This is a genomic window from Dickeya chrysanthemi NCPPB 402, from assembly GCF_000406105.1.
In the GTDB taxonomy this organism is placed as follows: Bacteria; Pseudomonadota; Gammaproteobacteria; order Enterobacterales; family Enterobacteriaceae; genus Dickeya; species Dickeya chrysanthemi.
Genome location: NZ_CM001974.1, coordinates 3,633,106 through 3,658,467, shown reverse-complemented (window position 1 = coordinate 3,658,467; position 25,362 = coordinate 3,633,106). Strand labels below are relative to the sequence as shown.

The window sequence follows — 25,362 nt, the reverse complement described above, 5'->3', positions numbered from 1 at the left end:
ATCATGACACTGGCAGCATCCATGCTTTGTATTTTTCATCATCTGAGTCGCCATAGCGGCGGCGTTATTGTGCGGGTCGGCGGGATGTGGACGTTATTGCTGCTGCTCGCCGGTGCGCTATCCGGCTGTGATAATCCCACCGATGCGTCAGCCTCCTCGCCGGTGCGCCCGGTCCGCACGGTGACGGTACAGCCGTCGGCCGTCGGCGACGTGTTCTCCCAGACCGGCGAGATCCGTCCGGCGGAGGAAACCGCGCTGGCGTTTCGTCTGGATGGGCGGCTAGTGTCGCGCGCAGTCGATGTGGGTTCGGTGGTAAAGCAAGGCGAGGCGATCGCTACACTGGATGGCCGCGACAGTGAAAACCAACTGCAAAGCGCAAAGGCGGATTTGGCGCGAGCGATGGCCGCAGAACGGCTGGCGGAACAGAACCTCAACCGAATGAGGCAACTGGCGCCCAATGGCGCGATTTCCCGCTCGCAACTGGATGAAGCGCAGTCTAACTGGGCATCGGCGGTGTCGGTGCGTGAAAGTGCGCAAGCCGGTGTTAAAAGCGCGCAGGACCGTTTGGGATATACCCGCTTATCCGCTCCGGTCGCCGGGGTGATCACCGCGGTCAGCGCCAATCCCGGCCAGGTGGTGAACGCCGGTCAGGAAGTGGTGCGTCTGGCGACGTTTGCCGGCCGCGACGCCGTATTTAATGTTTCCGAACGTCTGATTACCCGCGGCCTGACGGACCCGGTGGTCACGATCTCTTTGTTGTCCAACCCGGCGATTAAAACCCAGGGGCATGTGCGCGACGTCAGCCCGCTGGCTGATGCGGAAACCCGTACCTGGCGGGTGCGGGTTTCGCTCATCGACCCGCCGCCGGACATGGTGCTGGGGGCGACGGTCGAGGGCGAAATCACGCTGCCTGGCGGCAGTGTTATCGCGTTGCCGGCTTCGGCGTTGACCCGTCAGGGCGATAATCCGGCCGTGTTGGTGGTTGACTCGCAGACTCAGACGCTGCGGCTGCAGCCGATCACCCTACGTCATTACAGCGATACGCAGATCATTGTCGCCGATGGTCTGGCTGCTGGCGATAAGGTGGTCACCGCCGGCGTGAGTAAATTGCGGGTCGGCGAGCAGGTCGCGCTGACGGAGGCGCCATAATGTCATCCGGACCCAAACCAAAATGGAACCTTTCTGCCTGGGCGCTGGCCCATCAGCAACTGGTGGCTTTTTTCATGCTGGTGATTGTGGCGGCGGGGGTCATGAGCTATGAACGGCTTCCGCGCAACGAAGACCCGGCCTTTACCATCAAAACCGCGGTGGTATCCGCCGGTTGGCCGGGCGCGACGGTGCAGGATACCGTCAGTTTCGTCACCGATGTACTGGAAAAGAAACTGCAGGAAACGCCTTATCTCGACGTTCTTGAAAGTTACAGCCGACCCGGCGAGGCGGTGATTTTCGTCAATCTGCGCGACAATACGCCGCCGTCCGAGGTTCAGGGCACTTGGTACAGCGTTCGCAAAAAGATGAAGGATATCGCCCCCAGTCTGCCGGACGGCGTGGGCGAGCCGGCGGTCAACGATGAGTTTGACGATACTTTCGGCACCCTGTATGGCTTTACCGCCGACGGCTACTCGCCGCGTGAACTGCGCGACAAGGTGGACGACATTCGCACCGAGCTGCTCGCCACGCCGGATGTCGGCAAAATCGATGTGTTGGGTGCGCAGGAAGAGCAGATTGTCGTCGCGTTCTCGCCAAGACAACTGGCCGGCATGGGGCTGGACCTGCAACAGGTGACGGCAGCGCTACAGGCGCAGAATGCCGTCAGCCCGAGCGGTACTATTCGAACCGGGAATGACCAGGTGGCGTTGCGGGTCAGCGGCGCGTTTGTGTCCGAAGAGAGCCTGCGTCAGGTGACGCTACGCATCGGCGGCCGTTTTGTCCCGCTGACGGATATCGCGACGGTTCACCGCCAGGCGGCGGAACCACCGGCGCCGGCGTTTCGCGTCAACGGGCAACCGGCCATCGGGCTGGCGGTGTCGATGGCGCCGACCGGCAACATGCTGGCCTTCGGTCAGGCGCTGCGCGACAAGATGGCGACGATTAGCGCGTCGTTGCCGCACGGTATTGAAGTCACTAACGTGGCGGACCAGTCCGCGGTGGTGACCTCGTCGGTTAACGGTTTCGTCAGGGTGCTGCTGGAAGCGGTGGTGATCGTCCTGGCGGTGTCGTTCCTGTCGTTGGGCAGCCGCGCCGGGCTGGTGGTGGCGGCCTCGATCCCGATTGTGCTGGCGATGACCTTCACCGGAATGGAGATAGCCGGTATCGGTTTGCAGCGTATCTCTCTGGGGGCGTTGATCATCGCACTTGGCTTGCTGGTGGATGACGCGATGATCACCGTAGAAGCGATGGTATCCCGTCTGGAGAAGGGCGACGCGCGTGAACGCGCCGCCACCCGCGCTTACGAAACGACGGCGTTTCCGATGCTGACCGGCACGCTGGTGATGATAGCCGGTTTTATTCCGGTGGGGTTTGCCGCTTCCAGCGCCGGCGAATACTGCTACTCGTTGTTTATTGTGGTGATGATTTCGCTCATCAGCTCCTGGGTGGTGGCGGTGCTGTTCTCGCCGCTGATTGGCGTCTGGCTGCTGCCGAAGGCGATGACAGGCCATGAACATCACGCCGGCCGGCTGTCGCGCCTCTATCACCGTTTGCTGTCGGCGGCGTTGCGCTACCGCGGCCGTACACTGTTGCTGGCGGTAGCGCTGTTGGCACTGGCCGTGGTGGCGTCGGGGCGGCTGGAGGGGGAGTTCTTCCCGGCGTCGGACCGGCCGGAACTGCTGGTCAGCCTGACGCTGCCGAATAATGCGTCGCAGGAGGCCACCGAGCGAGAGGCGGTGCGGCTGGAACAGTCGCTGAAAGGCGATCCGGATCTGGACCATTTTTCCACCTATGTCGGTTCCGGCGCGGTACGTTTTTATCTGCCGATGGATGTGCTGTTGCAGAATGAAAATATCGCGCAACTGGTGGTGGTGGCGAAAGGGTTGAAAGCGCGCGATGCGTTGCGGGCCCGGCTGGAAAAACGGCTGCAACAGGATTTCAGCCACCTGGTGGCGCGCGTATCGCCGCTGGAATTAGGGCCGCCGGTGGGCTGGCCGCTCAAATATCGGGTCAGCGGGCCGAATATTGGCAAGGTGCGCGAGTATGCCGCCGGTTTGGCTACGCTGATGGGGAACACTCCCGGTGCACAGGAGATCAGCCTGACGGCCGGCGAACCGGAGCGCGCCATTCGCGTTGACGTCAATCAAACGGAGGCGCGGGCGGTGGGGATCAGCTCGCAGGATGTCGCCAGCGCGTTAGCGACCATTTTCTCCGGCACCGCCGTCACCAGTGTGCGCGACCGTAACCGCATGGTGAACGTCATCGTGCGTGCCCGTAACGAGGAACGGCGAGATCTGGATACCGTCGCCAGCCTGCAATTGCGTGCGGCGAACGGCCAACGGGTGCCGCTGGGGCAGATTGCCTCCGTCGGGTACGGCGTTGACGAGCCGATCATCTGGCGCCGTCAACGCCTACCGTTTATCACCGTGCAGACCGATTTGATGCCGGGGGTTCGCGCTCAAACCCTGTCGGCGACGCTGGCGCCGAAGGTGGCGGCGTATCAGGCGTCATTACCGGCCGGGTATTCCATTGAAGAAGGCGGCTCGGTGGCGGAATCCAATAAGGGTAACGGCTCGGTCTATCAGGTGTTGCCGGTGACGCTGCTGGTGATGCTGATTTTGCTGATGGTGCAGTTGCAGCGCTTCTCACGCATGATGCTGGCGTTGCTGATGGCGCCATTCGGATTGATTGGCGTGGTGGCGGCAATGTTGCCGACCGGGACGCCGATGGGCTTTGTCGCCTTGCTGGGGGTGATCGCGCTGGCCGGAATGATTATCCGCAATGCGGTGATCCTGATCAGTGAAGTGGATACCAACACGGCGGCGGGAATGGCGATGAACGATGCCATCATGCAGGCTGCTCATCACCGCTCGCGTCCGATTCTGTTGACTGCGCTGGCGGCGATTTTAGGGATGATCCCGATCGCCACCCAGGTCTTCTGGGGGCCGATGGCCTACGCCATTATCGGTGGGTTGATCGTCGCCACATTGCTGACGCTGACGGTGCTACCCGCGGCGATTAGCCTGGTGATGCAATGGGAAGGACGTAAAAAGAGAGTGTAAGCAATAACGGCGGGGGGTGTCCCGGCATCACGACGATGCCGGGAGCGAACATCAGAAGGTAAAGCTCAGTTTGGCGGCGGCACCGTAGGTGTGTTTGCTTTCGGTGCCGACCATGCCGGTCAGGTCGAGGTGTATACCAAACGGCGACAGGCCGAAACCGGCCGTGACCTGATTCTTATCGCTGTCGCGCATATTGGCGCGGTAACCGACGCGCAACTGCGCCCAGGACAGTGCGCGGTATTCTGCGCCGACCCCGGCGTACTGATTTTTCGTCTCGCCGTTAAAGCCGCTGGCGGGCGTCAGGTCGATATCGGTGGCCAGCGTCAGTGTTTCCGTATTCCAGGCGGTGCCTGCCGTGACTTGCGGACGAACAGTGAAGGTGCGCTGGATGCCTTGTACCTCTTTGGTATCGATTCGGCGGCCAATCAGGTTCTGCGCCACCAGCCCGGCGCTCCAGCGCGACGTCAGGTCGGTACTGAACCCCAGATCCAGGTTGGCGCCGGAACTGGATTTCTTGAATTCCGAATTACGGAAATCAGACGCGCTGTAGTTATTGATTGACGCAATATAGTTATAAGTATCAATTCGTTGCAGTTTTGGCGTGATACCCACGGAAACTGACTGACCGGCGATATCGACCTGTTTCGCCATCGCGACGCCGTATTCGGTGACCAGTGCACCGACGCCTTCGGCCCGAGACGTAAAGTTGTTCAGATCCGCCGAGGTGGGGATTGTCGTACCTGCCGCCACGCTATCCAGATAAGCCAGATCGCGGTCGGTGACGACGGCTTTGGCGTTGGCGATGCCCCAGCCTTTCACCACAAACGCCAGGGGCAGCGTGTCGTTAGGAATTGCCACCACGGTGGCGGCGGCCGCGTCGCCGTAGGCGCTATCGCCGTTGATGTTTTGTAGTTCGTCCCGCAGCGACTGGAAGGAGGCGATGCCTTGCTGCAACGCCAGTCGGCGTAACAGCGGATTGCTGATGCCGCTGCTGGCATTCAGGGTGTTGCTAACGCTGTCCCAGCTACTTTTGATGAGGTCGAACTTGTCTTCCACTTTGTCCGGGTCGGCAATGAAGACGCCCACGGAAGGCAAAATCAGGCTCACATGGTCGCCGGCTTGCGCTTTGGTCAGTAATGCCGGGTTGATCAGTGCGGCGGAACCGTAATGCGACGAAGCGACGCCGGTGCCGCCCATGGCGTCGTTCCTGGCATCTGACCAGGTGCCGGCGGCAAAGGTTATGACGGGAGAAAACAGACCGGCCACCGTCATGGCGCGGACGAGGTATTTTTTGTACATACGAGCATTCCTTTATTCAAGAAGGTATTGAGGAAAATATTTCCTTTTTTGCTGTGTGCTCGTAGTGTTCTTGTATATATACCCGTCATACTTCAAGTTGCAGGTGCGTTGGCTTTATTACTCGGCCCATCCTTGGGCCTCGCCCTTTCAGGACCGCAGCGAGCTGCGTTCAAATCTGCTCCCGGCAGATTTGTCGCTCACTCCGGTCACTTACTTGAGTAAGCTCCCGGAGATTCGCTGCGTCGCCGCCTTCCTGCAACTCGAATTATTTTGGGTATAAACGCGGTAATAAAAAATAAGTAAAAGAAAAAGCATTCCTGTGGTAACGGGAATGCGTGTCTCGCATCAAAACGAGACTGCTTTTTCGGCGTGTCATGACGAAAATAACGCGGCACAGCCTAGCATTTTCATTTCTGGCGGCGATAGCCTTTTGCCCGGCTTCAGCAGTGCTGAAGCACAGTAATTTCTTAGTTAATTGAATTTATTAGCTTTATTGATTGGCTGAATAACGGGCTTTAATTTACGTTATTTGAAGGAATGAATTTCTTGAATTGCTGAAAGTCTTATGCCTATTTGTTAAGACAGCCTCCCATTAGATAAAGAGAAATATTCCATTCTGCGATAGTCTGACTTTCTCCGTATTTTTCCACCTACACATTTGGCATGATTTAATCAATCGTTATTCCATTGGGTTCTTTTCTGTCTATGCCCGATGCCCTCGAAAAGGGGGACGAATGAAAGCGATTGCTTATTTTTAGTGCGCTCCTTACCCTAAAACCGGTGGTGCCACAGAATCAATTGGGGGTGAGGGATGGGAACAATCGAAAAGTTTCAGCGCGGTGATTTGCTGGTGGCGGTGTGCCCGTCACGGGAAATATTGCAACATATCACCAGCCGTTGGGGTATTTTGATCCTGGTGGTGCTGGAATCGAAAACGTTGCGTTTCAGTGAGCTGCGTCGTCTGATTCATGGCATCAGCGAGCGTATGCTGGCCCAGACGCTGCAATGTCTGGAAGGAGATGGCCTGATTAATCGGGTCTCCTATGACGTGGTGCCGCCTCATGTCGAATACAGCCTGACGCCGTTAGGAACAGAAGCGGCGGAAAAGGTGCAGGTGCTGGTGGACTGGATAGAAGAAAGTATGCCGCGCATCGTCGAGCACTGGAACGCCTCGGGAACAAGCCGGTCACGGAAAACATCGGCCTGACGCCGGATATTTGACTCATTTATACCCGTCATACTTCAAGTTGCAGGTGCGTTGGCTGCGTTCGTTCACCCGAATCACTTACCTGAGTAAGCTCATCGGGATGAAATGAGAGACATCCTGTCTCTCACCGGAGGCCAGCCGTTGGCTGGTCAAATTCGTTCCCAACGAATTTGTCTCTCTCTTGCCGCCTTCCTGCAACTCGAATTATTTTGGGTATATACCGAATACCCACTTTTGTGGGCAAACAGCAGGCATGAACAGCAGGCATAAACAGACAATCCTGTTCCTGATATTTCCTGGCGCGTCGACCCGCGTTGCGGGCGGCCGGAATTATCTTGTCAGCCCCCATTCATCAAACTGTTTATTAATCTCGTTAATCGAAGCGAGCCTGATTTTGGGGAGCGGGACCGTTTCAAACAGCTCGGCATAATATTTCCTGTTCTTGGGCGTGGCGGCGATAATATGACGAAACATTTTCCCGTTCAGCCGGTCTGTGCCGCCTGCCAGCCCGCCATATCGTTTGTGTTGAAATAGTGTTCGGTTGATATAACGCAGCACGCTCGATAGCGTGGAGACATCCAGCAGAATAAGCCCCGTCGCCCGGGATAAACGTTGCGGCAGACATCGTTTGTAATTGCCGTCCATGACCCATTTTTCCCGTTTGATGGCTTCATCATGTAATTGTAGAAATTCATGCAACGGGCGTTCCTGCCAGTTTGAATAGGGAATATGGAAAAGCTGATCCAGATGGATCACGTCCAGATTGCATTTCTTCGCAATCGCATTAGCAAGAGTAGACTTGCCGCTGTTCGATGGCCCCATAATGCAAATTCTGTCGCCTAAATCTGAAAGTTTCATTGCATGCTCCGGCGGCTATCGCATCTTGCCTGATTACGCTCAACGCCATGGTGACAAGATCTATCACTACGTTGCTCAGACTGGGTTTTCTTTATCACAACGCAGGAAAACTATCATGACTAAAATGAGTAACAAAGCCTTGGATATCGCACGTAATTATATCGCTTTGCACATCGATAAATATTGTGTAGTGACTGGCGCGTTTATATTCATAAACAATGAATTGCATGATCACCAGTTCCTGTTTTCATCCGCAAAGGAGCCATTCTGCGCAATAAATCGGGCGACTTCTTCCATCCCTTCTCGGTTTTCCTGCTTCCACGCTTCGGCTTTGATGCGGCGGGCTTCTTTGCCAATGGCATCATTCACCAGACCGGAAATATTGACCCCGGCAGCACTCAGAACCTGATAATTGTCTTTGTCTACGGTAACGCTGACGCGGTATTTCATGATAGTGATCCTCTCTTATGCATACTGTGAGTATATACTTCACATGGTTGTTCAAAAATTAGCCAAAATTCAACGCCGACCCTTTCAACGCCGACCCTTTCAACGCCTCAAGCGTATAAACCCGAAAAACATGGCGATGTCGTGTTTTCAAATGGATATGCTGATGATTCACGATAACGTGTTTGATGCTATTGAACAGCAGTTCGATAGCTCGTTTTTTCTGTGGGTCCGGCACGATGTATAAACCGTACATCCAGTGCTGCTGAGTGCGCACCAGTAAATGGTTGGCGATAATTGACAGGTAATCGGGTTTTGGTTTGCGGGTAGCGGCGGTTTCAATTGCAATTCTTGCGCTGACCCAAAAGGCGAACTATCGAACGTAATTCGGTGAAAGGCTGTCATCTGAAAAGCAAAACCCGCCTTGTGAGCGGGTTCTTTAAATAAGTGGAGGATTCAGGATCGTATCCACGATTAACATGCTGTTTACCATTGGTGTTATTGGTACTTATCGCAAACAGCGCCCCCACTAAAGCACCCACAAGAAATCGCTTTGGTTTTGTGAAAGTTGTCACGATGAATGGGCGTTTTGCGGTTAACGGCGCTAAAAACGTGGTTTCATCTCCTATGCAGGCAACGGCCTGTTTCTCTCCATATTGAACATCGTTTAAACGTAGATTTGATATGTTGGATTTGTGGTTTTTGAGATAAGCAAAAATGGTGTGATCTGTAATTTATGGATTATATTGGTATTTTTGCTATTATTTTGAGATGTCTTCATGCTGGGTTTGAGATAACTACATATCATGGCTCAATTTAATCACTTTGAACTCTCGCTTCTGAACCCCAGTTTTGACTCCCCTTTGGTCGATGCGCTGACGGAACTGGAGTTACTCCGGCATCTGAGGCTGGAAACGGATGTTCATCCTATCCTGTTTGCGCAGTTGAAAGCCGTTTTCCACATGCTGGAGAGTCTGGGCTCTGCGAGAATTGAGGGAAACCACACCACGCTTGCCGATTATGTGGAAAGCAAAGTTGAAGGAACCCAAAACTCGACGGATCAACTCAAAGAAATCAACAATATTGAAGCCGCGATGGAATTCATCGACGAGCATCTAAATAATGGTGATGAGATAACGGAATATTTTATCCGCGAGCTACATAGTCTGGCGGTTGTCGGGTTGCAACAGGAAGGCGACAGAACGCCCGGTGCCTATCGACAACATAACGTCAGCATCGCTCAGTCTGACCATTTACCGCCGGATCATATTCATGTTCCTGACTATATGTCAGAACTGACCGCCTTTATTAACCGTGCTGATAAACCAAAATATGATCTGATGAAGATTGCGCTGGTGCATCACCGTTTTGGCTGGATACACCCCTTTGGCAACGGTAATGGCAGAACGGTCAGACTGCTGACCTATGCGTTATTGATCAAGTATGGTTTTAATGTTCAGGCAGGTGGCCGGGTTCTTAATCCGACAGCGGTATTCTGTAATGATCGCGAGCGTTATTACGCCATGCTGTCGTTAGCGGATAAAGGAAATGAGCAGAGCTTAGAAGAATGGTGTTTATATGTACTTTCGGGAATTTCATCTGAGTTGAAGAAAGTCGATCAACTGACAAATCATGCTTTTTTGAGTACGAAAATACTGTATCCGGCACTCGACTTTTCATCTGAAAGAGGGCTGATAAACCCGCTGGAATCTAAAGTACTGAAACGCGCTGTCGAGCTAGGGACGATAAAAGCGGGTGATCTACGCACCGCTTTACCTGATATGAAACCGGCCCAAGTGACTTATCAGCTCGGTAAGTTGATCGACCGGGGACTGCTCCAGCCAGTAGAAGAGGGGGCTCGTTCCTATACGGCGAAGTTTTCTAACTCATATTTGATACGTGGGGTGATTAAGGTTCTGAGGGAGGAAGGGGTTATTCCTGATTTGTAAAATAGGCATTAATTTTAGAATAATTACTCTAAGGTATATTATATATCAATGATGTGAAGTATAGATTTGTTATATACCACATAGTAACCACGTGGTATATAACAAATTTTCATGTTTTTAATGTGTATTAAGTCCGGATTGGACTGGCCGTGTTCTCTTATTAGAACATGACTAAAGATTGATAATCTGCAACGAGCGAAGTGTGGGCTTAGCATTGTGGTGTGTTAATCAATGGGAATATGTTTAATAGGTAAATTTATTCTTATTTTTATGCACTTAGATCAAGCCAGACGTGTTTGTCATCATTGCTTTTTAACTTAATGTCGGGATCTTTTAAAATCAGATCATCTAAACCACTTTCAATATTAATGATGTAGGGGGTTGTCTCAATAACAGAGCATTCACCAAAGATAAAACGATATTCTCTTTGGTAAGAGTATTCAAGTGATTTACAAGTGTTTCCCCATAAAGAACTCTCTCCAGTATATTTAACTTCAGAAGATGAAAACGGTAATTTACTATTTTTTTTAATCGCTAAAGCAACTCCTTTAAATTCAGTGGAGTAATAAATGCATAATGCTCTCCGAATTGAGATTTCATTTTTTTTATATCTTGGATTAGCTGGTTTAGTGAGTTTTCATCTTTAGGTAACCTTAATGTGAACCAACAGTGCATCCATGCATCTCTCTGTTGGGCATTATGCACGGTAAGCCCATGTATGTCTGTCAATTCTATATCATTGATTTTTAATTTAATATCATCGTCACCTCTTGACTTTCTATAGGAAAATGAGCAACTTTCAAATTTATCAGACACACCTTCTTGTTTATCTAATCTGTGAACTTCGGGAGGTGTACAATGAAAGCATCCTTCTATTAATTTTTCTAAAAAATCTTCATTTATAAAAAATTTGATCAATCCTAAAAATTGATTTTCTTTCATTTCGCTACATCCTTATCACAATAAAAAAGTTATTCTTCAACTTAAATTATTCTTTAAAGTCATTGAATTTATATACAAGTCTCCATTGGCTGGAATATATAACTAATATGAAAACACAGAAGGAATTTTTCTAACATACTATAACAGCATAATTATCTATTAGAATAAATAGGTCAAAATCTATTGACCTGCAATGACCTTTTTGTTTGAGGAATGCGTTATATCGACCAGTTTAAATTAAAGATAAAATATTCTCCAGCACATTTTTGAAATTTATTTTGATGGTTTTTTATTTTCTTCTATTATATGATTCTTTAGCTTTCACCAGATATCCTTCATGCTCCATGATCTTTTTTATAAATATTTCAATTAAATCAATGGAATAGTAGTGGTATTCTGGATTTTCATTTTTATGATGATATTTGTTATTACTATTTTTCCATGAATTTTTGCATATAACAGCATCGAAGCAATTTCTATTTATTACATACCTACCTTCTCTATTTTTAGAAATAAGACATTTTGACAACTTATCTTCACTATATCTGGAATGCAATCTGTCATTAATTTCTTTTATAGCATTTTTTTGTAGAAATGGATGCGTTTGAGAGCGATCAACAGCTTGTTTGATAACAAGTGCTTTCTTTAGTCCTTCCATACCTTCTTCTGCTTTAGCAAGAATAATGGAATTCCCATCCTCTGAGTCTTTCACGAAGACGAGCTTTACATTTAAGGGAATTGCGAATTCAATATCATCATTATTTTCCATCACATTATATAAAGATGATGTTAGGTTAAGTATGTCATCAGCAATATTTCCATATGTTGATTTCATCATTGCAACTGGAGGAGATTTAAATTCTCCAACTAATGAAATCATTCCCACATGGGAGTTTTTTAAAAATGATATCTCAGTAAATTCTTCAAAATGAGATGTGAAATTCAAAACGCCCGACTGAAATATTCTCGATATAATACCTTGAACTTCTGGCATTAACAAATGAACAGCTTGATCTCTGAAATAGGCTATTTGCTCAATGTTCTTTCTGACTTTTGACTCGACAGGATAAATCCTGTCCAAACACTCTCTGAGAGAAATTGTTTCTTTAATTCCTTTTTTATTAGTTTGTTTAAATATTGTTTTTTCGCCATACTTCTCAATTATTTTTGCTTTGAGAAATTGCTCCCATGCTGTACAAAAACACATAACAAACGCATCCATTTTATTTTCTAATGATGGTCTGTTATATAGCTCTAATGCTAATATCATATTATCTCTTGATTTTTTCAATAACGCCTTTGCTAACTTTGATTTGCAGTTATGTCCTAAAGCTATTATATGTTTACTCTGAGATAATTGTTTGGCAAATTCTATCAGAGAAATACTTAGTGTATTTGAAGACTCAAATGAACTATTCCCGCTTTCACTGATAAATTCAGAAAGTTGACCTTTTCCATAATAAGTTTTAAATGTTGCTGGCTTCCAGCCTGTAGCGCTTAGAATATCAAACTCACCAAATATCTTATTGTTTTTTTCTGCATCTTGTAAAAAAATATAAAGTGCAGAAATGCTCTTGTTAATTTTCATACTATAAAGCCTTATCTTGAATTTATTATTTTCGAATAAATGTATTTTAAGTTTAATATAATAACTTGAATGTTGTATTTATATTGATTTTTATTTCTCGATAATTATCTTTCTCGAAAATATGTTATTAGTTTTTTAAAGCTAAACCCAATGCCAGATATATTAGGTTCTAGTATTATTGAATCTACGATTGCAGAACCAACTCCTTTCTTTATTTCTTTTGCTATTACAAAGTCAGAAAGATCTTTTTCTGACTCAATATCTGAAAATATTCTTCCAATGAGAGATATAACTTCAGTCGTGTTTGTGCAAAACTTTTTTATAGGAATTAATACTAGTTTAAGGTCACCTGAATTGGATTCTTTATATAACCCTTTTCTCTTATTATATCCGGAATTGTTTTCCTTGAAATAGGATGGGTGAGCATTGGTTATTAAAATAGCTGGGAGAATGCTATCTCCTTTTTCATTATTTATCTGATGCCATGAAAATACTTCATTTTCAAAATGAGCAAGTTCGGTTCCTTTTATCACAACAGCCCTATTTTTTGCAGCTATACTTGCCATTTTATCAAAATTATCATTTATAGCTTTTGCTAATGGTTCATGCCATCCGTAATCGAGCAAATATATTAGATAATCTCTGTTTTCACTTTTAGGGATATTATTAAGTGAGTGAACATAAAGTCCCATATTTTCCCTCCAAATATATCATCTGTGCACACTATGATTTCTATATTTAAATATATTAAAGGTTATTTGACCATTGATTATGTACTTTCAGTACAACCTCAGCAAAATCATCATCAACCGTATAAAAATAACACTCCGGCACATTAAGCACCTTAGCAAATGCGCACATCATCTCAAATGTTGGGCGATGTATACCGCTTTCATATTGGGATATGCGTGATCGTGCGGTGGCTTCTTCAATACCCGCCAGGACGCCTAGCTTTTCCTGAGTGAGATTGGCTCGTAGGCGAGCAGTTTTAAGGCGAATGGGCAGCATAATGGCACCATCAATAAGGATATTGATAGCATGTTTAGCACTACTTTACATGAGTGGTGCTTAGACTTCCTGAACAATAGAGAGGGGGACTTATTTGCATTCATCAGGAATGGCGCTGATGTTTAAGGTAAAGCTCCAGAATCATGTCAGCCAAATCATCGTTTACCGTATAAAAGTAACATTCCGGCACATTAAGCACCTTTGCAAATGCGCACATCATTTCAAACGTTGGACGATGTATCCCACCTTCATATTGAGACACGCGGGAACGTGCAGTTTCTTCTTCAATGCCAGCAAGAACTCCCAATTTTTCCTGAGTGAGATCTGCCCGTAGTCGGGCGGTTTTGAGACGAGCAGGCAGCATTCATTACACCATCAATGATCATAGATTGACTTAGTGTTTAGCATTACTTAACATCGTGGTTGTTTAGACTCTCTGAACAAATGGTGTTTAATGTGAGGCTAGAGAATAAGGAACATGGGGATGGTTGATAAGGACTGGCATCCGGCAGATATCATTGCCGGGTTAAGAAAACGAGGAACAACACTGGCGGCGGTATCAAGAGCATCTGGATTAGCGTCTTCAACACTCGCTAATGCACTGATAAGACATTGGCCGAAAGGTGAGAGATTAATTGCTGGTGCAGTGGGAAAGCAGCCGGAGGATATCTGGCCGTCACGCTATCAGGATATGAGCCAAAATCATGGGGAAGGGGAGGCGCAATAGTCCCTTCGTAGAGAATCGAACTCTGTTTCCCAAAAGCAAAAAACCAGCCCGTAGGCTGGTTTTTCTGAATAAGTGGTGCCCGGACTCGGAATCGAACCAAGGACACGGGGATTTTCAATCCCCTGCTCTACCGACTGAGCTATCCGGGCAACGGGGCGCATTAAACCGTATATCACGAAGAGCGTCAACGAGTTTCTGTCATAATCGCTGCGGTTGCTCTATTTTCAGTCAGCCGGTGCTGTTTTCGGTGGGTTCGACGGCGCGGTAATAGCGACGGCGGGCCCGATGGCGTGCGGCATGGCGTCGATAAATACTGTCACATTCGTTGTCTTGAATTCGCTGAAAAATAATGCCACTATTGCGCGGTTTTTAGCTTACCTTCCACCTGCGGTTATTTAGAGGATTGCGGATATGTTGGATTCAATGCTCATGGTACAGACACCGTGCGCCGGATCTCTGCTGCTGTCGCCGCATCCTGAACGTATGGCGTTCACCCCGTCTCTGTTTTCCCGATTATCCCTTGCCACTATGCGGTGAGGCGTACTTACGCCCCCTGTTAGGCATGATTAAAAATAGAGCCGACCGGTCTCTGATTTTACTGATGTCTATCGGCTGGTGCTGGTCCCAGATGATACGTATTTCCCTGTGCCGCTGGCGCGGGTCATACATTTGTCGTGGTTAGCTGGCATGCTGTTCGTCGTTTTGGGCAGTAGTTGATGGGGTACGTTACGCTTAAACCGTAGCGTTATCTCTGCGTGGTGTCTTTCCGGCACGTACACTCATTCTTGACCGTTTGGGTTTGGGTACATGAAACAGTTAAAAATTGCGGCTAATGCGGCGGTTGCCTCCCGTCTAATCACCTTGCGTCCGATTGTGGCGCTCAGTCAGACCGATTTTACCGACATCGCGGCCGTTGTGGTGTCGGTTGAGGAGGCACGTAGCGGCATCCTGTCGGTGATGCATCATTCCGGTTTCGGTATTCCGGCATTCGTGGTGCGAGAACCGTGGCACACCAGTGAGGAACTGCTGCCGCCGGGCAGCGAGTGGCTGAGTCTGGATAAAGGCGGAGAACACGCGCTTCAGTTGGAAAAAGCCGCGGCGGAGTATCAGGCTCGTTTACTGCCGCCATTTTTTGACACGTTGTCTAAATACGTCGGTATGCAAAACACCACGTTCGCCTGTCCTGGGCATCAGGGCGGGGCGTTTTTCCGCAAGCATCCGGCCGGGCGTCAGTTTTTCGAGTTTTATGGCGAAAACCTGTTCCGCTCCGACATCTGTAACGCGGATGTGAAGCTGGGCGATTTGTTGATTCATGAAGGTGCCGCTAAAAAAGCGCAGAAATTCGCGGCTACCGTGTTCAACGCAGACAAAACCTACTTTGTGCTGAACGGGACGTCGGCAGCGAACAAAGTGGTGACCAACGCGTTGCTGACGCGCGGCGACCTGGTGTTGTTCGATCGAAATAACCATAAATCCAACCACCATGGTGCGTTGATTCAGGCCGGCGCAACGCCGATTTATCTGGAAACGGCCCGTAACCCCTTTGGTTTTATCGGTGGCGTGGATGCGCACTGTTTTGATGAAGGCTATCTGCGCGAGCTAATACGCGAGGTCGCCCCGGCGCGTGCCGACGAGCCCCGGCCATTCCGTCTGGCGGTGATTCAGTTGGGTACGTATGACGGCACTATTTATAACGCCCGACAAGTGGTGGATAGCATCGGTCATTTGTGCGACTACATTCTGTTTGACTCTGCCTGGGTGGGGTATGAGCAGTTCATCCCGATGATGGAACAGTGCTCACCGCTGTTGCTGGACTTAAATGAGAACGATCCGGGGATTTTTGTCACCCAATCGGTACATAAGCAGCAAGCCGGTTTCTCGCAAACTTCGCAAATTCACAAGAAAGACAACCACATTCGTGGGCAAAAGCGCTTTTGCCCACATAAGCGACTGAATAACGCCTTCATGCTGCACGCTTCCACCAGCCCGTTTTACCCGCTGTTTGCCGCGCTGGACGTCAACGCCAAAATGCATGAAGGGCCGGGCGGGCGCCGTCTGTGGATGGAATGCGTCAGGCTGGGGATTGAAGCGCGTAAGCAACTGCTGGAACGCTGTACGCTGATTAAGCCGTTTGTGCCGCCGATGGTCGGGGGAAAACGCTGGCAGGATCACGACACCGAAGCGATGGCGCAAGACGTGCGTTTCTTTAACTTCGAGCCGGGCGACAACTGGCATGCTTTCGAAGGCTACGCGCAGCAACAGTATTTTGTCGATCCGTGCAAGCTGTTGCTGACCACGCCGGGAATTGATGCGGCAACCGGCGCTTATACCCAATTTGGTATTCCGGCCACCATTCTCGCCAATTACCTGCGTGAGCACGGCATTATTCCGGAAAAGTGCGATCTTAACTCGATTTTGTTCCTGCTGACGCCGGCGGAAGATAGCGTGAAGATGGAGCGTCTGGTAGCGGCGCTGGTGCAGTTCGAGCAACTGATCGAGCAGGATGCGCCGTTAAGCGAAGTCTTGCCGAGCCTGTATCACAAGTATGAGCAGCGTTATACCGGCTATACGTTGCGGCAGTTATGCCAGGAAATGCATGATTTTTATGCCAGCCACGATGTGAAGCGGCTACAGAAAGAGATGTTCCGTAAAGCCTCTTTCCCGCAGGCGGTAGTACTGCCGCAGGATGCACATACCGCGTATATTCGTGGTGAAGTCGATCTGGTGCCGCTGGCTGAAGCGGAAGGGCGCATCGCTGCCGAAGGGGCGTTGCCTTATCCGCCGGGCGTGCTGTGCGTGGTACCGGGGGAAATCTGGGGCGGCGCGGTTCTGCACTATTTCCAGGCACTGGAGGCAGGCATAAACCTGATGCCGGGCTTTGCGCCGGAATTGCAGGGGGTTTACAGCGTGGCGCAGGAAGACGGCAGCAAGCGCTTGTGCGCGAATGTGATTGCCCGCTAACTGGCTTGTGCTGTATTCACCAAAGAGGAACCGGGGGAAATAAACCCCCGGTTTTTTTATCGCTAATGGGTCATCAGGCGGCTGTTTTCTCGTGCTCTGCTTTCAGCCGGTTGACTTCTTCTTTCTGTTTACGCAGCCCGTACCAGCCGGCAATCAGCATGATGGCCAGCACCGGAATGGTGGCGATAGTCCAGGTGCCGTTCGGGTAATCCAGCGCCATCAGTACCAGTACGCTGAGCAAAAACGCCAGCGTCAGCCAGGAAGAGAACGGCGCCAGCGGCATACGGAAAGAAACCGGTGCGGCTTTGCCCTGACGAATCGCCTGACGCAGCTTCATCTGACAAATAATGATGAATGCCCAGGAGCAGATAATGCCGAGCGAGGCGACGTTCAGCACGATTTCAAATACCTGCGACGGCACAATATAGTTGAGAAATACCCCGATCACATGAATACAGACGGTGACCAGAATCCCGGCATAGGGCACAGACTGGGCGCTCATGTTGCCAAGGAATTTCGGCGCGGAACCGCCCTGAGACAGCGAACGCAGGATGCGGCCGGTGGAGTACAACCCGGAGTTAAGGCTGGAGAGCGCCGCCGACAGCACCACGATATTCATGATGGTGCCGATATAGGGCACGCCCAGCTTGCTGAAGAAGGTGACGAACGGGCTTTGCCCAGCCTGATACGCATTCCACGGCAGCAGGCAAACCAGCAGAATGACCGACCCGACGTAAAACAGGCCAATACGCCAGATAACACTGTTGACCGCTTTAGGTAGCGTCTTTTCCGGGTCTTTACACTCGCCGGCGGCGGTGCCGATCAGCTCTACGCCGGCGAACGCAAAGATAACCCCTTGTATCAGCACCAATGCCGGCAGCAAGCCGTGTGGGAATAAGCCGCCGTTGTCGGTAATCAGGTGCAGCCCTGGTATGTTGCCGTCCAGCGTTTTACCGGACCCCAGAAAAATCGTACCCACGACCAGAAACAGGGAAATTGCGGCGACTTTGATCAGCGCAAACCAGAACTCCATCTCGGCGAACCATTTCACGCCAATCATGTTCATGGTGGTGACGATCGCCAGCGCACCCAGTGCGAACATCCACTGAGGGACCTCGGCAAAGGTGCCCCAGTAGTGCATGTAGAGCGCGACGGCGGTGATATCGACGATGCCGGTCATCGCCCAGTTGAGGAAATACATCCAACCGGCGACATAAGAGGCTTTTTCACCCAAAAATTCGCGGGCGTAGGAAACAAAGCTGCCGCTGGAGGGGCGATGCACGATAAGCTCGCCCAGGGCGCGCAGAATGAAGAAAGAGAAAATGCCGCATACCAGATAGACCAGCGCCAGCGCCGGGCCTGCCATTTGCAGCCGAGCACCGGCACCAAGGAATAAGCCGGTGCCAATCGAACCGCCAATGGCGATCATCTGTACCTGGCGGTTACCCATGCTTTTGTGGTAACCCGCCTCATGTGAATCGAGCCAGCGTCGTTTGGCGTGGTGTTCGGTCTCGTTTTTATGTTGATTCATTACCCGTTAGGTTCCCTTGTCTGTCATTCAGGAGCATGAAATGGCTGTTGTGTCACAGCCTGACTCATCGAGTGGATTAGGTTTTCTGGCTCTGCCGCGTTGGTGGGCCAAAAACGTCAGCGATGCTACCGTGTCCTGACCGGAGAGGCAAAAATTCTCTGCGTTGATTCAATGGGTTTGTTTTGTTTTTATGCTTTCTATTTTTATTTTTTCAAATAATTAATTTGATAAATTTAGGTTTTAAAGTCTTTAAATCTATTAATTAGCTTTTTAGATAGTGTTTGCTTATGACTGTAACCAATCGTTTGCATTGATTATTTATTAATCATTACTAATGTGTGGGATGGAGGCGGCAAGGCGGGAGGCAGAAAATGTTGACCAACAGAGGGAAACAGGCGGCGTCCGTTATGAAATCCGGACACCGCCTGTAGCGTGCGACGTTAGCGACTATAACCGCGATAGTTTTTCTGCGCCGTGTTGACCTTGTACAGATAATGCCGCGATTCCGCCGATGGATGGCGGGTGGTCAGCGTCTGGTAAACCTCGCCGGGCGACATATTATTGATAAGGCTAAACGCGGTGTCCTTATCGCTGGAGAAGACCCGCAACACGCTGCCGGCACCGCCGTTATAGGCAGTGATCATCGCGTAGCGTTGCGATGTCGGGTCCTGAATGCCCGACAGGTAGACGTTTTTCAGCATCGACAGATAAGCCGTACCGGTATCGATGTTGTTTTCCGGGTCAAACAGGTAGCTGCGGCTCGGTTGTCCCCATTTGCCTTTCATCTTGAATACGTCGCGCCCGGCGCTGTGCTGCACCACCTGCATTAATCCTAACGCGTCGGAGCGGCTCACCGCGTAGGGGTTAAAGCTGGACTCGGTTTGCATAATCGCCAGAATCAGCGAGGTGTCGATGCCATAGCGCTCGGAAGCCTGACGCACCATCGGCAGGTATTTGTGCGCGCGTTTATCCAGGTGGTTCGGCACCAGTTGAATCGTCACCGACCAGATCACGCGCATACCGGACGTGCGGCGTTGCAGTTTATTTTGCAGCAGATAATCAGCGAAATTGCCGGCGCGGCCTTCCCAGCGGATCGGCTGGCCGGTGTTGTCCAACACCTGGCCGTACAGCAACGGCTCGCGGCTGATTTGGATATCGTTGGCGTCGGAATAGAGGTCGGTATTGCTGGCGTTATCCCCCATCAGCAAGGTGGTGATGATGGCCTGACGCAGACTGGCCTGATAATTCGTTGAAGAAATGGTTTCGATGGTGATGGTACCGGCGTCAAAGTTGACGTGACTACGCGTCATATATTGATCAGAGTATTTGACGTAGTCTTTGGGGCCGGCGATCAACACCTCGTTCAATCCCCAGATGTTTTCGATGTTATTGGCGAATTGCCCCATCAAAATGTCGAAGGCGTTGGTGTCTTTGATAAAAGCCTCGTTGTTCTCACCGCCTTTTTTGCTGGAGCAGGAGATCAACAACGGGGCGACAAGCAGCAAAACAAACAGTTTCTTCATCGTATCAAGCCGTACGGGATCAGGGATGCATCAGCGCCTGGCGGCCCCTGTCATTTAATGTTGCGGCGGGGTATAACCGTCGATATGCACATCCTTGCCTTCGAACAGGAACTGCACCATCTCCTGCTCCAGCAGCTTGCGATGCTCTACATTCATCATGTTGAGCTTTTTCTCGTTGATCAGCATGGTCTGCTTGCTCTGCCACAAGACCCAGGCTTCTTTCGATATTTCGTTATAGATACGTTTACCCAGCTCGCCGGGATAGAGCTGGAAATCGAGCCCTTCGGCGTCGCGTTGTAAAAAAGTACAAAAAATGGTTCTGCTCATGCTTATTCCTCATCATGTGCGCAGGCGTCAGCGAAGACCGATTGCGGCTGAGCCAGCTGGCGTAGCAGCCGTTCCACCGGAGCGGCAAGCCCTACGGACGGCGGGTGCGCTAAGTTATACCAGAGACCGGCACCTTCATCCATGCAGGAACCGTTGTCGGAGATATCCAGCCACATCGGTACAATATCCAGGTGGAAATGGCTGAAGGTATGACGAAAAGCAATGCCCTGCCGCAGCCCCTGCCGCCGGATGCCGCGCTGCTCGAGCCATTGCGTTAGTTCATCTTTCGTGGCGAACTGTGGGAAACAGTACAGACCGCCCCACAAGCCGACGGCCGGGCGTTGCTCCAGCCAGACGGTTTGCTCGTTTTGCAGCAACAGGAACCAGGCGTCCCTTTCCGGCAGGGTCTGTTTGGGTTTTTTGCCGGGGTACTCGGCCCAGTTGTGGTTAGCGTAAGCGATACAGCCGTTGCTGAGCGGGCACAGTTCGCATTTCGGGCGACTGCGGGTGCAGACCATTGCGCCCAAATCCATCATCGCCTGATTGAATTTTTCGACGCCGTGCGCGGGCGTGACGGTTTCACTTAGCGTCCATAGCTGTTTCTCGACCTCTTTTTTGCCGGGCCAGCCGGCTACGGCATAGCAACGCGCCAGCACCCGTTTGACATTACCGTCCAGAATCGGGTAGTGCTGGCCGAGCGATAGCGAGAGAATGGCGCCGGCGGTGGAACGGCCCACGCCGGGCAGGTCGACAATGTCGTCAAAGCGAGTAGGAAAATCGCCGCCATGGCGATTAACGATGGTCTGTGCCGCCTTATGCAGGTTGCGGGCGCGGGCATAATAGCCGAGTCCGGTCCACAGATGCAGCACGTCGTCTAATGGCGCCGCCGCCAGTTCGCTTACCGTAGGAAAACGCGCCATAAACCGTTCGAAATAAGGGATGACGGTGGCGACCTGAGTCTGCTGTAGCATCACTTCCGACAGCCAGACTTTATAAGGGGTTTTTTCAAGTTGCCAGGGTAGGGTTTTACGGCCGTAGCGCTCGTACCACTCCAGTACCTGTTGCGCGAACTGTTGCGCTTGCATCATAAGGGGCGTCGTTATCCGGCAGGTAAAAATTTGACAGCGATTCCAGCACAGAGTGAATGTACTGTAAACCGGAACTTTCCGCCTCTGCCTACTTGCTAAACAACCGTATCCTTGGATAATGCGCGTTTTCCCAACCCAATCAGACTTACAGAAAGCATTATGATCAATAACGTCATCTCTCCGGAATTCGATGAAAACGGCCGCCCACTGCGTAGAATCCGCAGTTTTGTGCGCCGCCAGGGCCGCCTGACCAAAGGGCAGCAACAGGCGTTGGATGATTTTTGGCCGGTGATGGGCGTGGAATATCAGAATGAGCCGCTGGATTTTGCCCGGTTATTTGGGCGAGATGCGCCCGTGGTGTTGGAGATCGGTTTTGGGATGGGGGCGTCGCTGGTGACGATGGCGCAGCAGCATCCGGAACAAAATTTTATCGGTATAGAAGTGCATGTCCCCGGTGTGGGCGCTTGCCTGGGGGCGGCGCAGGAAGCGGGCGTCGATAACCTGAGGGTGATGTGCCATGACGCGGTGGACGTGCTTGAGCGTATGATCCCCGATGGTTCGCTTGCCATGGTGCAGCTGTTTTTCCCTGACCCGTGGCACAAGGCGCGTCATAACAAACGCCGCATCGTACAGGCGCCGTTTGCTGAACTGGTAAAGCGTAAGCTGGCGCCTGGCGGGGTGTTCCATATGGCGACCGACTGGGAACCTTATGCGCAACATATGCTCGAAGTGATGAGTGCGGTCGCAGGTTATCGCAATCTGTCGGACCATTATGATTATGTACCGCGTCCGGCTTCACGGCCGTTGACCAAATTTGAGGCCCGCGGCCAACGGCTGGGCCATGGTGTCTGGGATCTGATGTTTGAGAGGAATCAATAATGGCTAATAAGAATCGGAGTCGTCGTTTACGTAAAAAGTTACATATCGATGAGTTTCAGGAGTTTGGTTTTTCCGTCAGTTGGCGTTTTCCACAGGGAATCAGCGTGGAAGAGATTGACCGCACGTTGGATCTGTTCGTCGATGAAGTGATCGAGCCGAATGGGTTGGCGTTTGAAGGCAGCGGCTATTTGCAGTGGGAAGGTCTGGTGTGCCTGCAAAAGCTGGGTAACTGCACCGATGAACAGCGCGAGCTGGTGCGTAACTGGCTGGTATCCCATCAATTGACGGATGTGACGGTCAGCGATCTGTTTGATATCTGGTGGGATTTGCCTGCCAACCTCGGTTAAACCGCGCGTTCTTGGTCATCACTGGCGGTTATCGCCGGTGATGACGGTCGTTGGTCTTTGCCGCCGGTTATTTCCGGCTGGCGTCGGGCGCTGTTTTTTCAGGAGTCTTTATGTTGCGTAAAATGACCTTGGGAGCATTGATGTTACTGGCCTTGCAGGCGCAGGCGGCCTATCAGTGTAATGTTCAACCTCAGGACGACATCGTTATCAGCCCACAGAGTGTGAAAGTGGTGGGCGCCAGCGGCAATCTGCAAATTTCGCCGCAGGGTGACATCGTGAGCAACGGCAGTGCGCTGAACCTCAGCGCGGCACAGCGCCAGCAGGCCAAGTCGTACCAGTCTGAACTTCGCCAGCAACTGCCATGGATTGACGACGGAGCCAGGCAGCATCTGGAGAAAGCGCGCCAGGCGCTGGATAAGGTCATTGTGCAGCAATTGGGCAGCGACAGTAATGTGCGCAATCGCCTTGGTACGCTGGATGAGCAACTCAAGCAGCAGATGAATCGGATTATCGAGCATCGTAGCGATGGCCTGACTTTCCATCATCAGGCGATTAAACAGGTTGAGCAGGACGGGCGGCAAATCGTTGAACGTACGATGGGCGGCGTCTTGCAGGACAGCCTTAACGAAATGGGCGTGAAACAGATGGGGAGCGGCGGCAACCCATTACAGGCAATGATGGGCAACCTCGGCGGGTTGCAGAAAGCGATTCAGACCGAATGGAATAACCAGGAAGCGGATTTTCAGCGTTTTGGTCACGATGTCTGTAACCGGGTAACGGCACTGGAAAACCAACGCAAGACGTTATTGCAGTCGATTAAGTAACTGAGACCACTGGCTGGTATTTTGAAAACTGCGCCTTCCCGGTGGGGAAGGCGCATGGCGAGGTTAAGGTGCGGGAATGGTGAAGCGGCGGTGGATCGCTTCCAGTTCGTCAAGGATCTCGCCGTCCAGCGTCAGAGAGAGGCTATCCAGATTGATTTTTAACTGCTCCAGTGTGGTCGCCCCCAGCAGTGTACTGGCGACGAACGGCTGCTGACGTACAAACGCCAGCGCCATTTGCGCCGGATTCAGACCGTGTTTTTGCGCTAACGCCACGTACTCGGCGATGGCTTGCTGAGTATGCGGCGCAGAATAGCGCACAAAGCGGCTAAACAGCGTATTGCGCGCGCCGGCCGGTTTGGCGCCGTTCAGGTATTTACCCGTCAATGTGCCAAATGCCAGCGGCGAGTAAGCCAACAGTTCGACCCCTTCATGCTGGCTGATTTCCGCCAGACCGACCTCGAAGCTGCGATTCAGCAGACTATACGGATTTTGGATCGAAACAATCCGCGGCAGCTCGTGTTTTTCCGCCAGTTGCAGATAGCGCATCACTCCCCATGGGCTTTCGTTCGACACGCCGATATAGCGAATTTTACCTGCGCGCACCTGTTCGTTCAGCGCTTCCAACGTTTCCAGTAGCGTGACGGCTGGTTTTTCGTTGGTGTACTGATAGTTCAGCTTGCCGAAGCTGTTGGTCTGGCGTTGCGGCCAGTGCAACTGATACAAGTCGATGTAGTCAGTGTTCAGACGTCTGAGGCTGTCATCCAGCGCGGCACGGATATTTTTTCGATCCAGCGCCTGCTGCGGGCGCAGGCTATTGTCATTGAGGCGTACCGGCCCGGCGACTTTGCTGGCGATGATCAGCTTTTCACGCCCGCCGCGGCTTTTCAGCCAGGAACCGATATAACTTTCCGTCAGCCCCTGCGTTTGTGGACGCGGCGGAACCGGGTAGATTTCCGCGGTATCAATCAGGTTAACGCCGGCGGCAACCGCTAAATCCAACTGGGCGTGGGCATCGGCCTCGCTGTTCTGTTCGCCAAAGGTCATGGTGCCCAGACCCAGCGTACTGACTTCCAAACTGCTGTGGGGAATACGGTGATAGAGCATTGCGGTTTCCTTTTTATTCTTCTGAGTAACTCGGGTGCGACGGCACCGCAATTTTGACTATAACCAAGCCGTGAGGAGGGGGGAAGGCTCTTTGTGCGGCAAGGTGGAGTATTAATGCGGGGAAAACGCGTTATTCCCCCGAAGACGGGGGAATAACGGGGGACGGGCTGAACGATCGCCCCATGTGGGGCAGTTGAGGGGAAACCGGACTTAACGCTCGATAACCTGCGAAACATTGTCGTTGTTGAGCTGGTGTTGCACACCGTCTTCATCAGTATAACTGAGCAGCCCGGTGGACGAATCCAACTGCGGCTTGCCTTTGGTCAATAGCATCTGTCCGTCTTTGGTGGCGATAACATAGTGGCTGGCACAGCCGGAGAGCAGGACGACAAAAGTCAGGGCAACGGCGGTTTTTATCCGAAATCGCATACTGAATTTACCTGTTATTTAGCAAAAAAACTGAACGTCTCTTCAGTCTAGCAAAGCGTGGTTTGGCTGGGATTAGGATTTATGGCAAAAAAATTAAAAAGATACGTAAGAAT

23 protein-coding genes, 1 tRNA gene and 1 pseudogene are annotated in these 25,362 nt (G+C 51.0%); 9 read left to right on the top strand and 16 right to left on the bottom strand.

Annotated elements, in window-relative coordinates; translation table 11 throughout:
- The first annotated feature begins 3 nt into the window (after positions 1 to 3).
- Together DCH402_RS16085 and DCH402_RS16080 are read left to right on the top strand one after the other, a co-directional pair.
- Positions 4 to 1,149, top strand: coding sequence for an efflux RND transporter periplasmic adaptor subunit (locus DCH402_RS16085; RefSeq protein WP_081642174.1), 1,146 nt, complete (start codon positions 4 to 6; stop codon positions 1,147 to 1,149).
- Positions 1,149 to 4,211, top strand: coding sequence for an efflux RND transporter permease subunit (locus DCH402_RS16080; protein ID WP_040002237.1), 3,063 nt, complete (start codon positions 1,149 to 1,151; stop codon positions 4,209 to 4,211). The genes DCH402_RS16085 and DCH402_RS16080 overlap by 1 nt, the downstream gene beginning before the upstream one ends.
- Positions 4,212 to 4,262: 51 nt before the next feature.
- On the opposite strand, the gene DCH402_RS16075 is transcribed toward DCH402_RS16080, so the two are convergent.
- On the bottom strand, positions 4,263 to 5,510 hold the full coding sequence (locus DCH402_RS16075; RefSeq protein ID WP_040002236.1) for a conjugal transfer protein TraF: 1,248 nt from the start codon (positions 5,508 to 5,510) through the stop codon (positions 4,263 to 4,265).
- An 811-nt stretch (positions 5,511 to 6,321) separates the two neighbouring features.
- Between DCH402_RS16075 and DCH402_RS16070 the strand changes: the two genes are divergently transcribed.
- Complete coding sequence (locus DCH402_RS16070) at positions 6,322 to 6,717, top strand: winged helix-turn-helix transcriptional regulator (protein WP_040002235.1); 396 nt, start codon at positions 6,322 to 6,324, stop codon at positions 6,715 to 6,717.
- Between the two features lie 330 nt (positions 6,718 to 7,047).
- Here the strand turns inward: DCH402_RS16070 and DCH402_RS16065 are convergent, their stop codons facing one another.
- The 3 genes and pseudogenes from DCH402_RS16065 to DCH402_RS16055 all read right to left on the bottom strand — a co-directional run.
- Positions 7,048 to 7,575: a P-loop NTPase family protein gene (locus DCH402_RS16065; RefSeq protein WP_040002234.1), complete on the bottom strand. Its 528-nt coding sequence runs from the start codon at positions 7,573 to 7,575 to the stop codon at positions 7,048 to 7,050.
- 231 nt (positions 7,576 to 7,806) lie between these two features.
- Complete coding sequence (gene ccdA / locus DCH402_RS16060; protein WP_040002233.1) at positions 7,807 to 8,025, bottom strand: type II toxin-antitoxin system antitoxin CcdA; 219 nt, start codon at positions 8,023 to 8,025, stop codon at positions 7,807 to 7,809.
- A 58-nt stretch (positions 8,026 to 8,083) separates the two neighbouring features.
- Positions 8,084 to 8,371 (bottom strand): annotated as a pseudogene (locus tag DCH402_RS16055) (MobC family replication-relaxation protein); the annotation flags it as partial.
- A gap of 457 nt (positions 8,372 to 8,828) precedes the next feature.
- On the opposite strand from DCH402_RS16055, the gene DCH402_RS16050 reads away from it, so the two are divergent.
- The gene (locus DCH402_RS16050; protein ID WP_040002232.1) at positions 8,829 to 9,971 is read left to right on the top strand and encodes a Fic family protein; all 1,143 of its coding nucleotides are present in this window, start codon (positions 8,829 to 8,831) and stop codon (positions 9,969 to 9,971) included.
- Positions 9,972 to 10,505: 534 nt separating this feature from the next.
- On the opposite strand, the gene DCH402_RS16045 is transcribed toward DCH402_RS16050, so the two are convergent.
- The 5 genes from DCH402_RS16045 to DCH402_RS21620 all read right to left on the bottom strand — a co-directional run bounded on the left by DCH402_RS16045 (position 10,506) and on the right by DCH402_RS21620 (position 13,873).
- Complete coding sequence (locus tag DCH402_RS16045; RefSeq protein ID WP_040002231.1) at positions 10,506 to 10,913, bottom strand: hypothetical protein; 408 nt, start codon at positions 10,911 to 10,913, stop codon at positions 10,506 to 10,508.
- 289 nt (positions 10,914 to 11,202) lie between these two features.
- Entirely contained in the window at positions 11,203 to 12,501 is a 1,299-nt protein-coding gene (locus tag DCH402_RS16040; protein WP_040002230.1) for a DUF3644 domain-containing protein, read from the bottom strand.
- A 104-nt stretch (positions 12,502 to 12,605) separates the two neighbouring features.
- A complete protein-coding gene (locus tag DCH402_RS16035) occupies positions 12,606 to 13,193 on the bottom strand; it encodes a hypothetical protein (protein ID WP_040002229.1) in 588 nt (195 codons plus the stop codon).
- 55 nt (positions 13,194 to 13,248) lie between these two features.
- Positions 13,249 to 13,509, bottom strand: a complete 261-nt coding sequence (locus tag DCH402_RS16030; RefSeq protein WP_040002228.1) for a helix-turn-helix domain-containing protein — start codon at positions 13,507 to 13,509, stop codon at positions 13,249 to 13,251.
- A 103-nt stretch (positions 13,510 to 13,612) separates the two neighbouring features.
- Positions 13,613 to 13,873: a helix-turn-helix domain-containing protein gene (locus DCH402_RS21620; RefSeq protein WP_071604726.1), complete on the bottom strand. Its 261-nt coding sequence runs from the start codon at positions 13,871 to 13,873 to the stop codon at positions 13,613 to 13,615.
- Positions 13,874 to 13,993: 120 nt separating this feature from the next.
- Between DCH402_RS21620 and DCH402_RS16020 the strand changes: the two genes are divergently transcribed.
- Positions 13,994 to 14,236, top strand: a complete 243-nt coding sequence (locus tag DCH402_RS16020; protein ID WP_040002226.1) for a helix-turn-helix domain-containing protein — start codon at positions 13,994 to 13,996, stop codon at positions 14,234 to 14,236.
- 73 nt (positions 14,237 to 14,309) lie between these two features.
- Here the strand turns inward: DCH402_RS16020 and DCH402_RS16015 are convergent.
- A tRNA-Phe gene (locus tag DCH402_RS16015) sits at positions 14,310 to 14,385 on the bottom strand.
- Between the two features lie 658 nt (positions 14,386 to 15,043).
- Here DCH402_RS16015 and DCH402_RS16010 point away from each other — a divergent pair.
- A complete protein-coding gene (locus DCH402_RS16010; protein WP_040002225.1) occupies positions 15,044 to 17,197 on the top strand; it encodes an ornithine decarboxylase in 2,154 nt (717 codons plus the stop codon).
- A 73-nt stretch (positions 17,198 to 17,270) separates the two neighbouring features.
- On the opposite strand, the gene ansP is transcribed toward DCH402_RS16010, so the two are convergent.
- The 4 genes from ansP to mutY form a co-directional block, all read right to left on the bottom strand.
- Positions 17,271 to 18,728, bottom strand: a complete 1,458-nt coding sequence (ansP, locus tag DCH402_RS16005) for an L-asparagine permease (RefSeq protein WP_040002224.1) — start codon at positions 18,726 to 18,728, stop codon at positions 17,271 to 17,273.
- A 440-nt stretch (positions 18,729 to 19,168) separates the two neighbouring features.
- Positions 19,169 to 20,251 carry a membrane-bound lytic murein transglycosylase MltC gene (gene mltC / locus DCH402_RS16000; RefSeq protein ID WP_040002223.1) on the bottom strand — a complete coding sequence of 361 codons (1,083 nt, stop codon included), beginning with the start codon at positions 20,249 to 20,251 and terminating at the stop codon, positions 19,169 to 19,171.
- A gap of 54 nt (positions 20,252 to 20,305) precedes the next feature.
- Positions 20,306 to 20,578 carry an oxidative damage protection protein gene (locus DCH402_RS15995; RefSeq protein WP_040002222.1) on the bottom strand — a complete coding sequence of 91 codons (273 nt, stop codon included), beginning with the start codon at positions 20,576 to 20,578 and terminating at the stop codon, positions 20,306 to 20,308.
- Between the two features lie 2 nt (positions 20,579 to 20,580).
- The gene (mutY, locus tag DCH402_RS15990; protein WP_040002221.1) at positions 20,581 to 21,666 is read right to left on the bottom strand and encodes an A/G-specific adenine glycosylase; all 1,086 of its coding nucleotides are present in this window, start codon (positions 21,664 to 21,666) and stop codon (positions 20,581 to 20,583) included.
- 159 nt (positions 21,667 to 21,825) lie between these two features.
- Between mutY and trmB the strand changes: the two genes are divergently transcribed.
- The 3 genes from trmB (at position 21,826) to DCH402_RS15975 (ending at position 23,716) form a co-directional block, all read left to right on the top strand.
- Positions 21,826 to 22,545 carry a tRNA (guanosine(46)-N7)-methyltransferase TrmB gene (gene trmB, locus DCH402_RS15985; RefSeq protein ID WP_040002220.1) on the top strand — a complete coding sequence of 240 codons (720 nt, stop codon included), beginning with the start codon at positions 21,826 to 21,828 and terminating at the stop codon, positions 22,543 to 22,545.
- Entirely contained in the window at positions 22,545 to 22,892 is a 348-nt protein-coding gene (locus DCH402_RS15980; protein WP_040002219.1) for a YggL family protein, read from the top strand. The genes trmB and DCH402_RS15980 overlap by 1 nt, the downstream gene beginning before the upstream one ends.
- 110 nt (positions 22,893 to 23,002) lie before the next feature.
- Entirely contained in the window at positions 23,003 to 23,716 is a 714-nt protein-coding gene (locus DCH402_RS15975; protein ID WP_040002218.1) for a YggN family protein, read from the top strand.
- 63 nt (positions 23,717 to 23,779) lie between these two features.
- Here the strand turns inward: DCH402_RS15975 and DCH402_RS15970 are convergent, their stop codons facing one another.
- Complete coding sequence (locus DCH402_RS15970) at positions 23,780 to 24,820, bottom strand: NADP(H)-dependent aldo-keto reductase (protein WP_040002217.1); 1,041 nt, start codon at positions 24,818 to 24,820, stop codon at positions 23,780 to 23,782.
- Between the two features lie 210 nt (positions 24,821 to 25,030).
- Entirely contained in the window at positions 25,031 to 25,249 is a 219-nt protein-coding gene (locus DCH402_RS15965; protein WP_040002216.1) for a YgdI/YgdR family lipoprotein, read from the bottom strand.
- Between the last annotated feature and the right edge of the window lie 113 nt (positions 25,250 to 25,362).

Bases quoted from the DNA above. Each gene is read 5' to 3' on its own strand.
- DCH402_RS16085 (WP_081642174.1), top strand. From the start codon at position 4: ATGACACTGGCAGCATCCATGCTTTGTATTTTTCATCATCTGAGTCGC.
- DCH402_RS16080 (WP_040002237.1), top strand. From the start codon at position 1,149: ATGTCATCCGGACCCAAACCAAAATGGAACCTTTCTGCCTGGGCGCTG.
- DCH402_RS16075 (WP_040002236.1), bottom strand. From the start codon at position 5,510: ATGTACAAAAAATACCTCGTCCGCGCCATGACGGTGGCCGGTCTGTTT.
- DCH402_RS16070 (WP_040002235.1), top strand. From the start codon at position 6,322: ATGGGAACAATCGAAAAGTTTCAGCGCGGTGATTTGCTGGTGGCGGTG.
- DCH402_RS16065 (WP_040002234.1), bottom strand. From the start codon at position 7,575: ATGAAACTTTCAGATTTAGGCGACAGAATTTGCATTATGGGGCCATCG.
- ccdA (WP_040002233.1), bottom strand. From the start codon at position 8,025: ATGAAATACCGCGTCAGCGTTACCGTAGACAAAGACAATTATCAGGTT.
- DCH402_RS16050 (WP_040002232.1), top strand. From the start codon at position 8,829: ATGGCTCAATTTAATCACTTTGAACTCTCGCTTCTGAACCCCAGTTTT.
- DCH402_RS16045 (WP_040002231.1), bottom strand. From the start codon at position 10,913: ATGAAAGAAAATCAATTTTTAGGATTGATCAAATTTTTTATAAATGAA.
- DCH402_RS16040 (WP_040002230.1), bottom strand. From the start codon at position 12,501: ATGAAAATTAACAAGAGCATTTCTGCACTTTATATTTTTTTACAAGAT.
- DCH402_RS16035 (WP_040002229.1), bottom strand. From the start codon at position 13,193: ATGGGACTTTATGTTCACTCACTTAATAATATCCCTAAAAGTGAAAAC.
- DCH402_RS16030 (WP_040002228.1), bottom strand. From the start codon at position 13,509: ATGCTGCCCATTCGCCTTAAAACTGCTCGCCTACGAGCCAATCTCACT.
- DCH402_RS21620 (WP_071604726.1), bottom strand. From the start codon at position 13,873: ATGCTGCCTGCTCGTCTCAAAACCGCCCGACTACGGGCAGATCTCACT.
- DCH402_RS16020 (WP_040002226.1), top strand. From the start codon at position 13,994: ATGGTTGATAAGGACTGGCATCCGGCAGATATCATTGCCGGGTTAAGA.
- DCH402_RS16010 (WP_040002225.1), top strand. From the start codon at position 15,044: ATGAAACAGTTAAAAATTGCGGCTAATGCGGCGGTTGCCTCCCGTCTA.
- ansP (WP_040002224.1), bottom strand. From the start codon at position 18,728: ATGAATCAACATAAAAACGAGACCGAACACCACGCCAAACGACGCTGG.
- mltC (WP_040002223.1), bottom strand. From the start codon at position 20,251: ATGAAGAAACTGTTTGTTTTGCTGCTTGTCGCCCCGTTGTTGATCTCC.
- DCH402_RS15995 (WP_040002222.1), bottom strand. From the start codon at position 20,578: ATGAGCAGAACCATTTTTTGTACTTTTTTACAACGCGACGCCGAAGGG.
- mutY (WP_040002221.1), bottom strand. From the start codon at position 21,666: ATGATGCAAGCGCAACAGTTCGCGCAACAGGTACTGGAGTGGTACGAG.
- trmB (WP_040002220.1), top strand. From the start codon at position 21,826: ATGATCAATAACGTCATCTCTCCGGAATTCGATGAAAACGGCCGCCCA.
- DCH402_RS15980 (WP_040002219.1), top strand. From the start codon at position 22,545: ATGGCTAATAAGAATCGGAGTCGTCGTTTACGTAAAAAGTTACATATC.
- DCH402_RS15975 (WP_040002218.1), top strand. From the start codon at position 23,003: ATGTTGCGTAAAATGACCTTGGGAGCATTGATGTTACTGGCCTTGCAG.
- DCH402_RS15970 (WP_040002217.1), bottom strand. From the start codon at position 24,820: ATGCTCTATCACCGTATTCCCCACAGCAGTTTGGAAGTCAGTACGCTG.
- DCH402_RS15965 (WP_040002216.1), bottom strand. From the start codon at position 25,249: ATGCGATTTCGGATAAAAACCGCCGTTGCCCTGACTTTTGTCGTCCTG.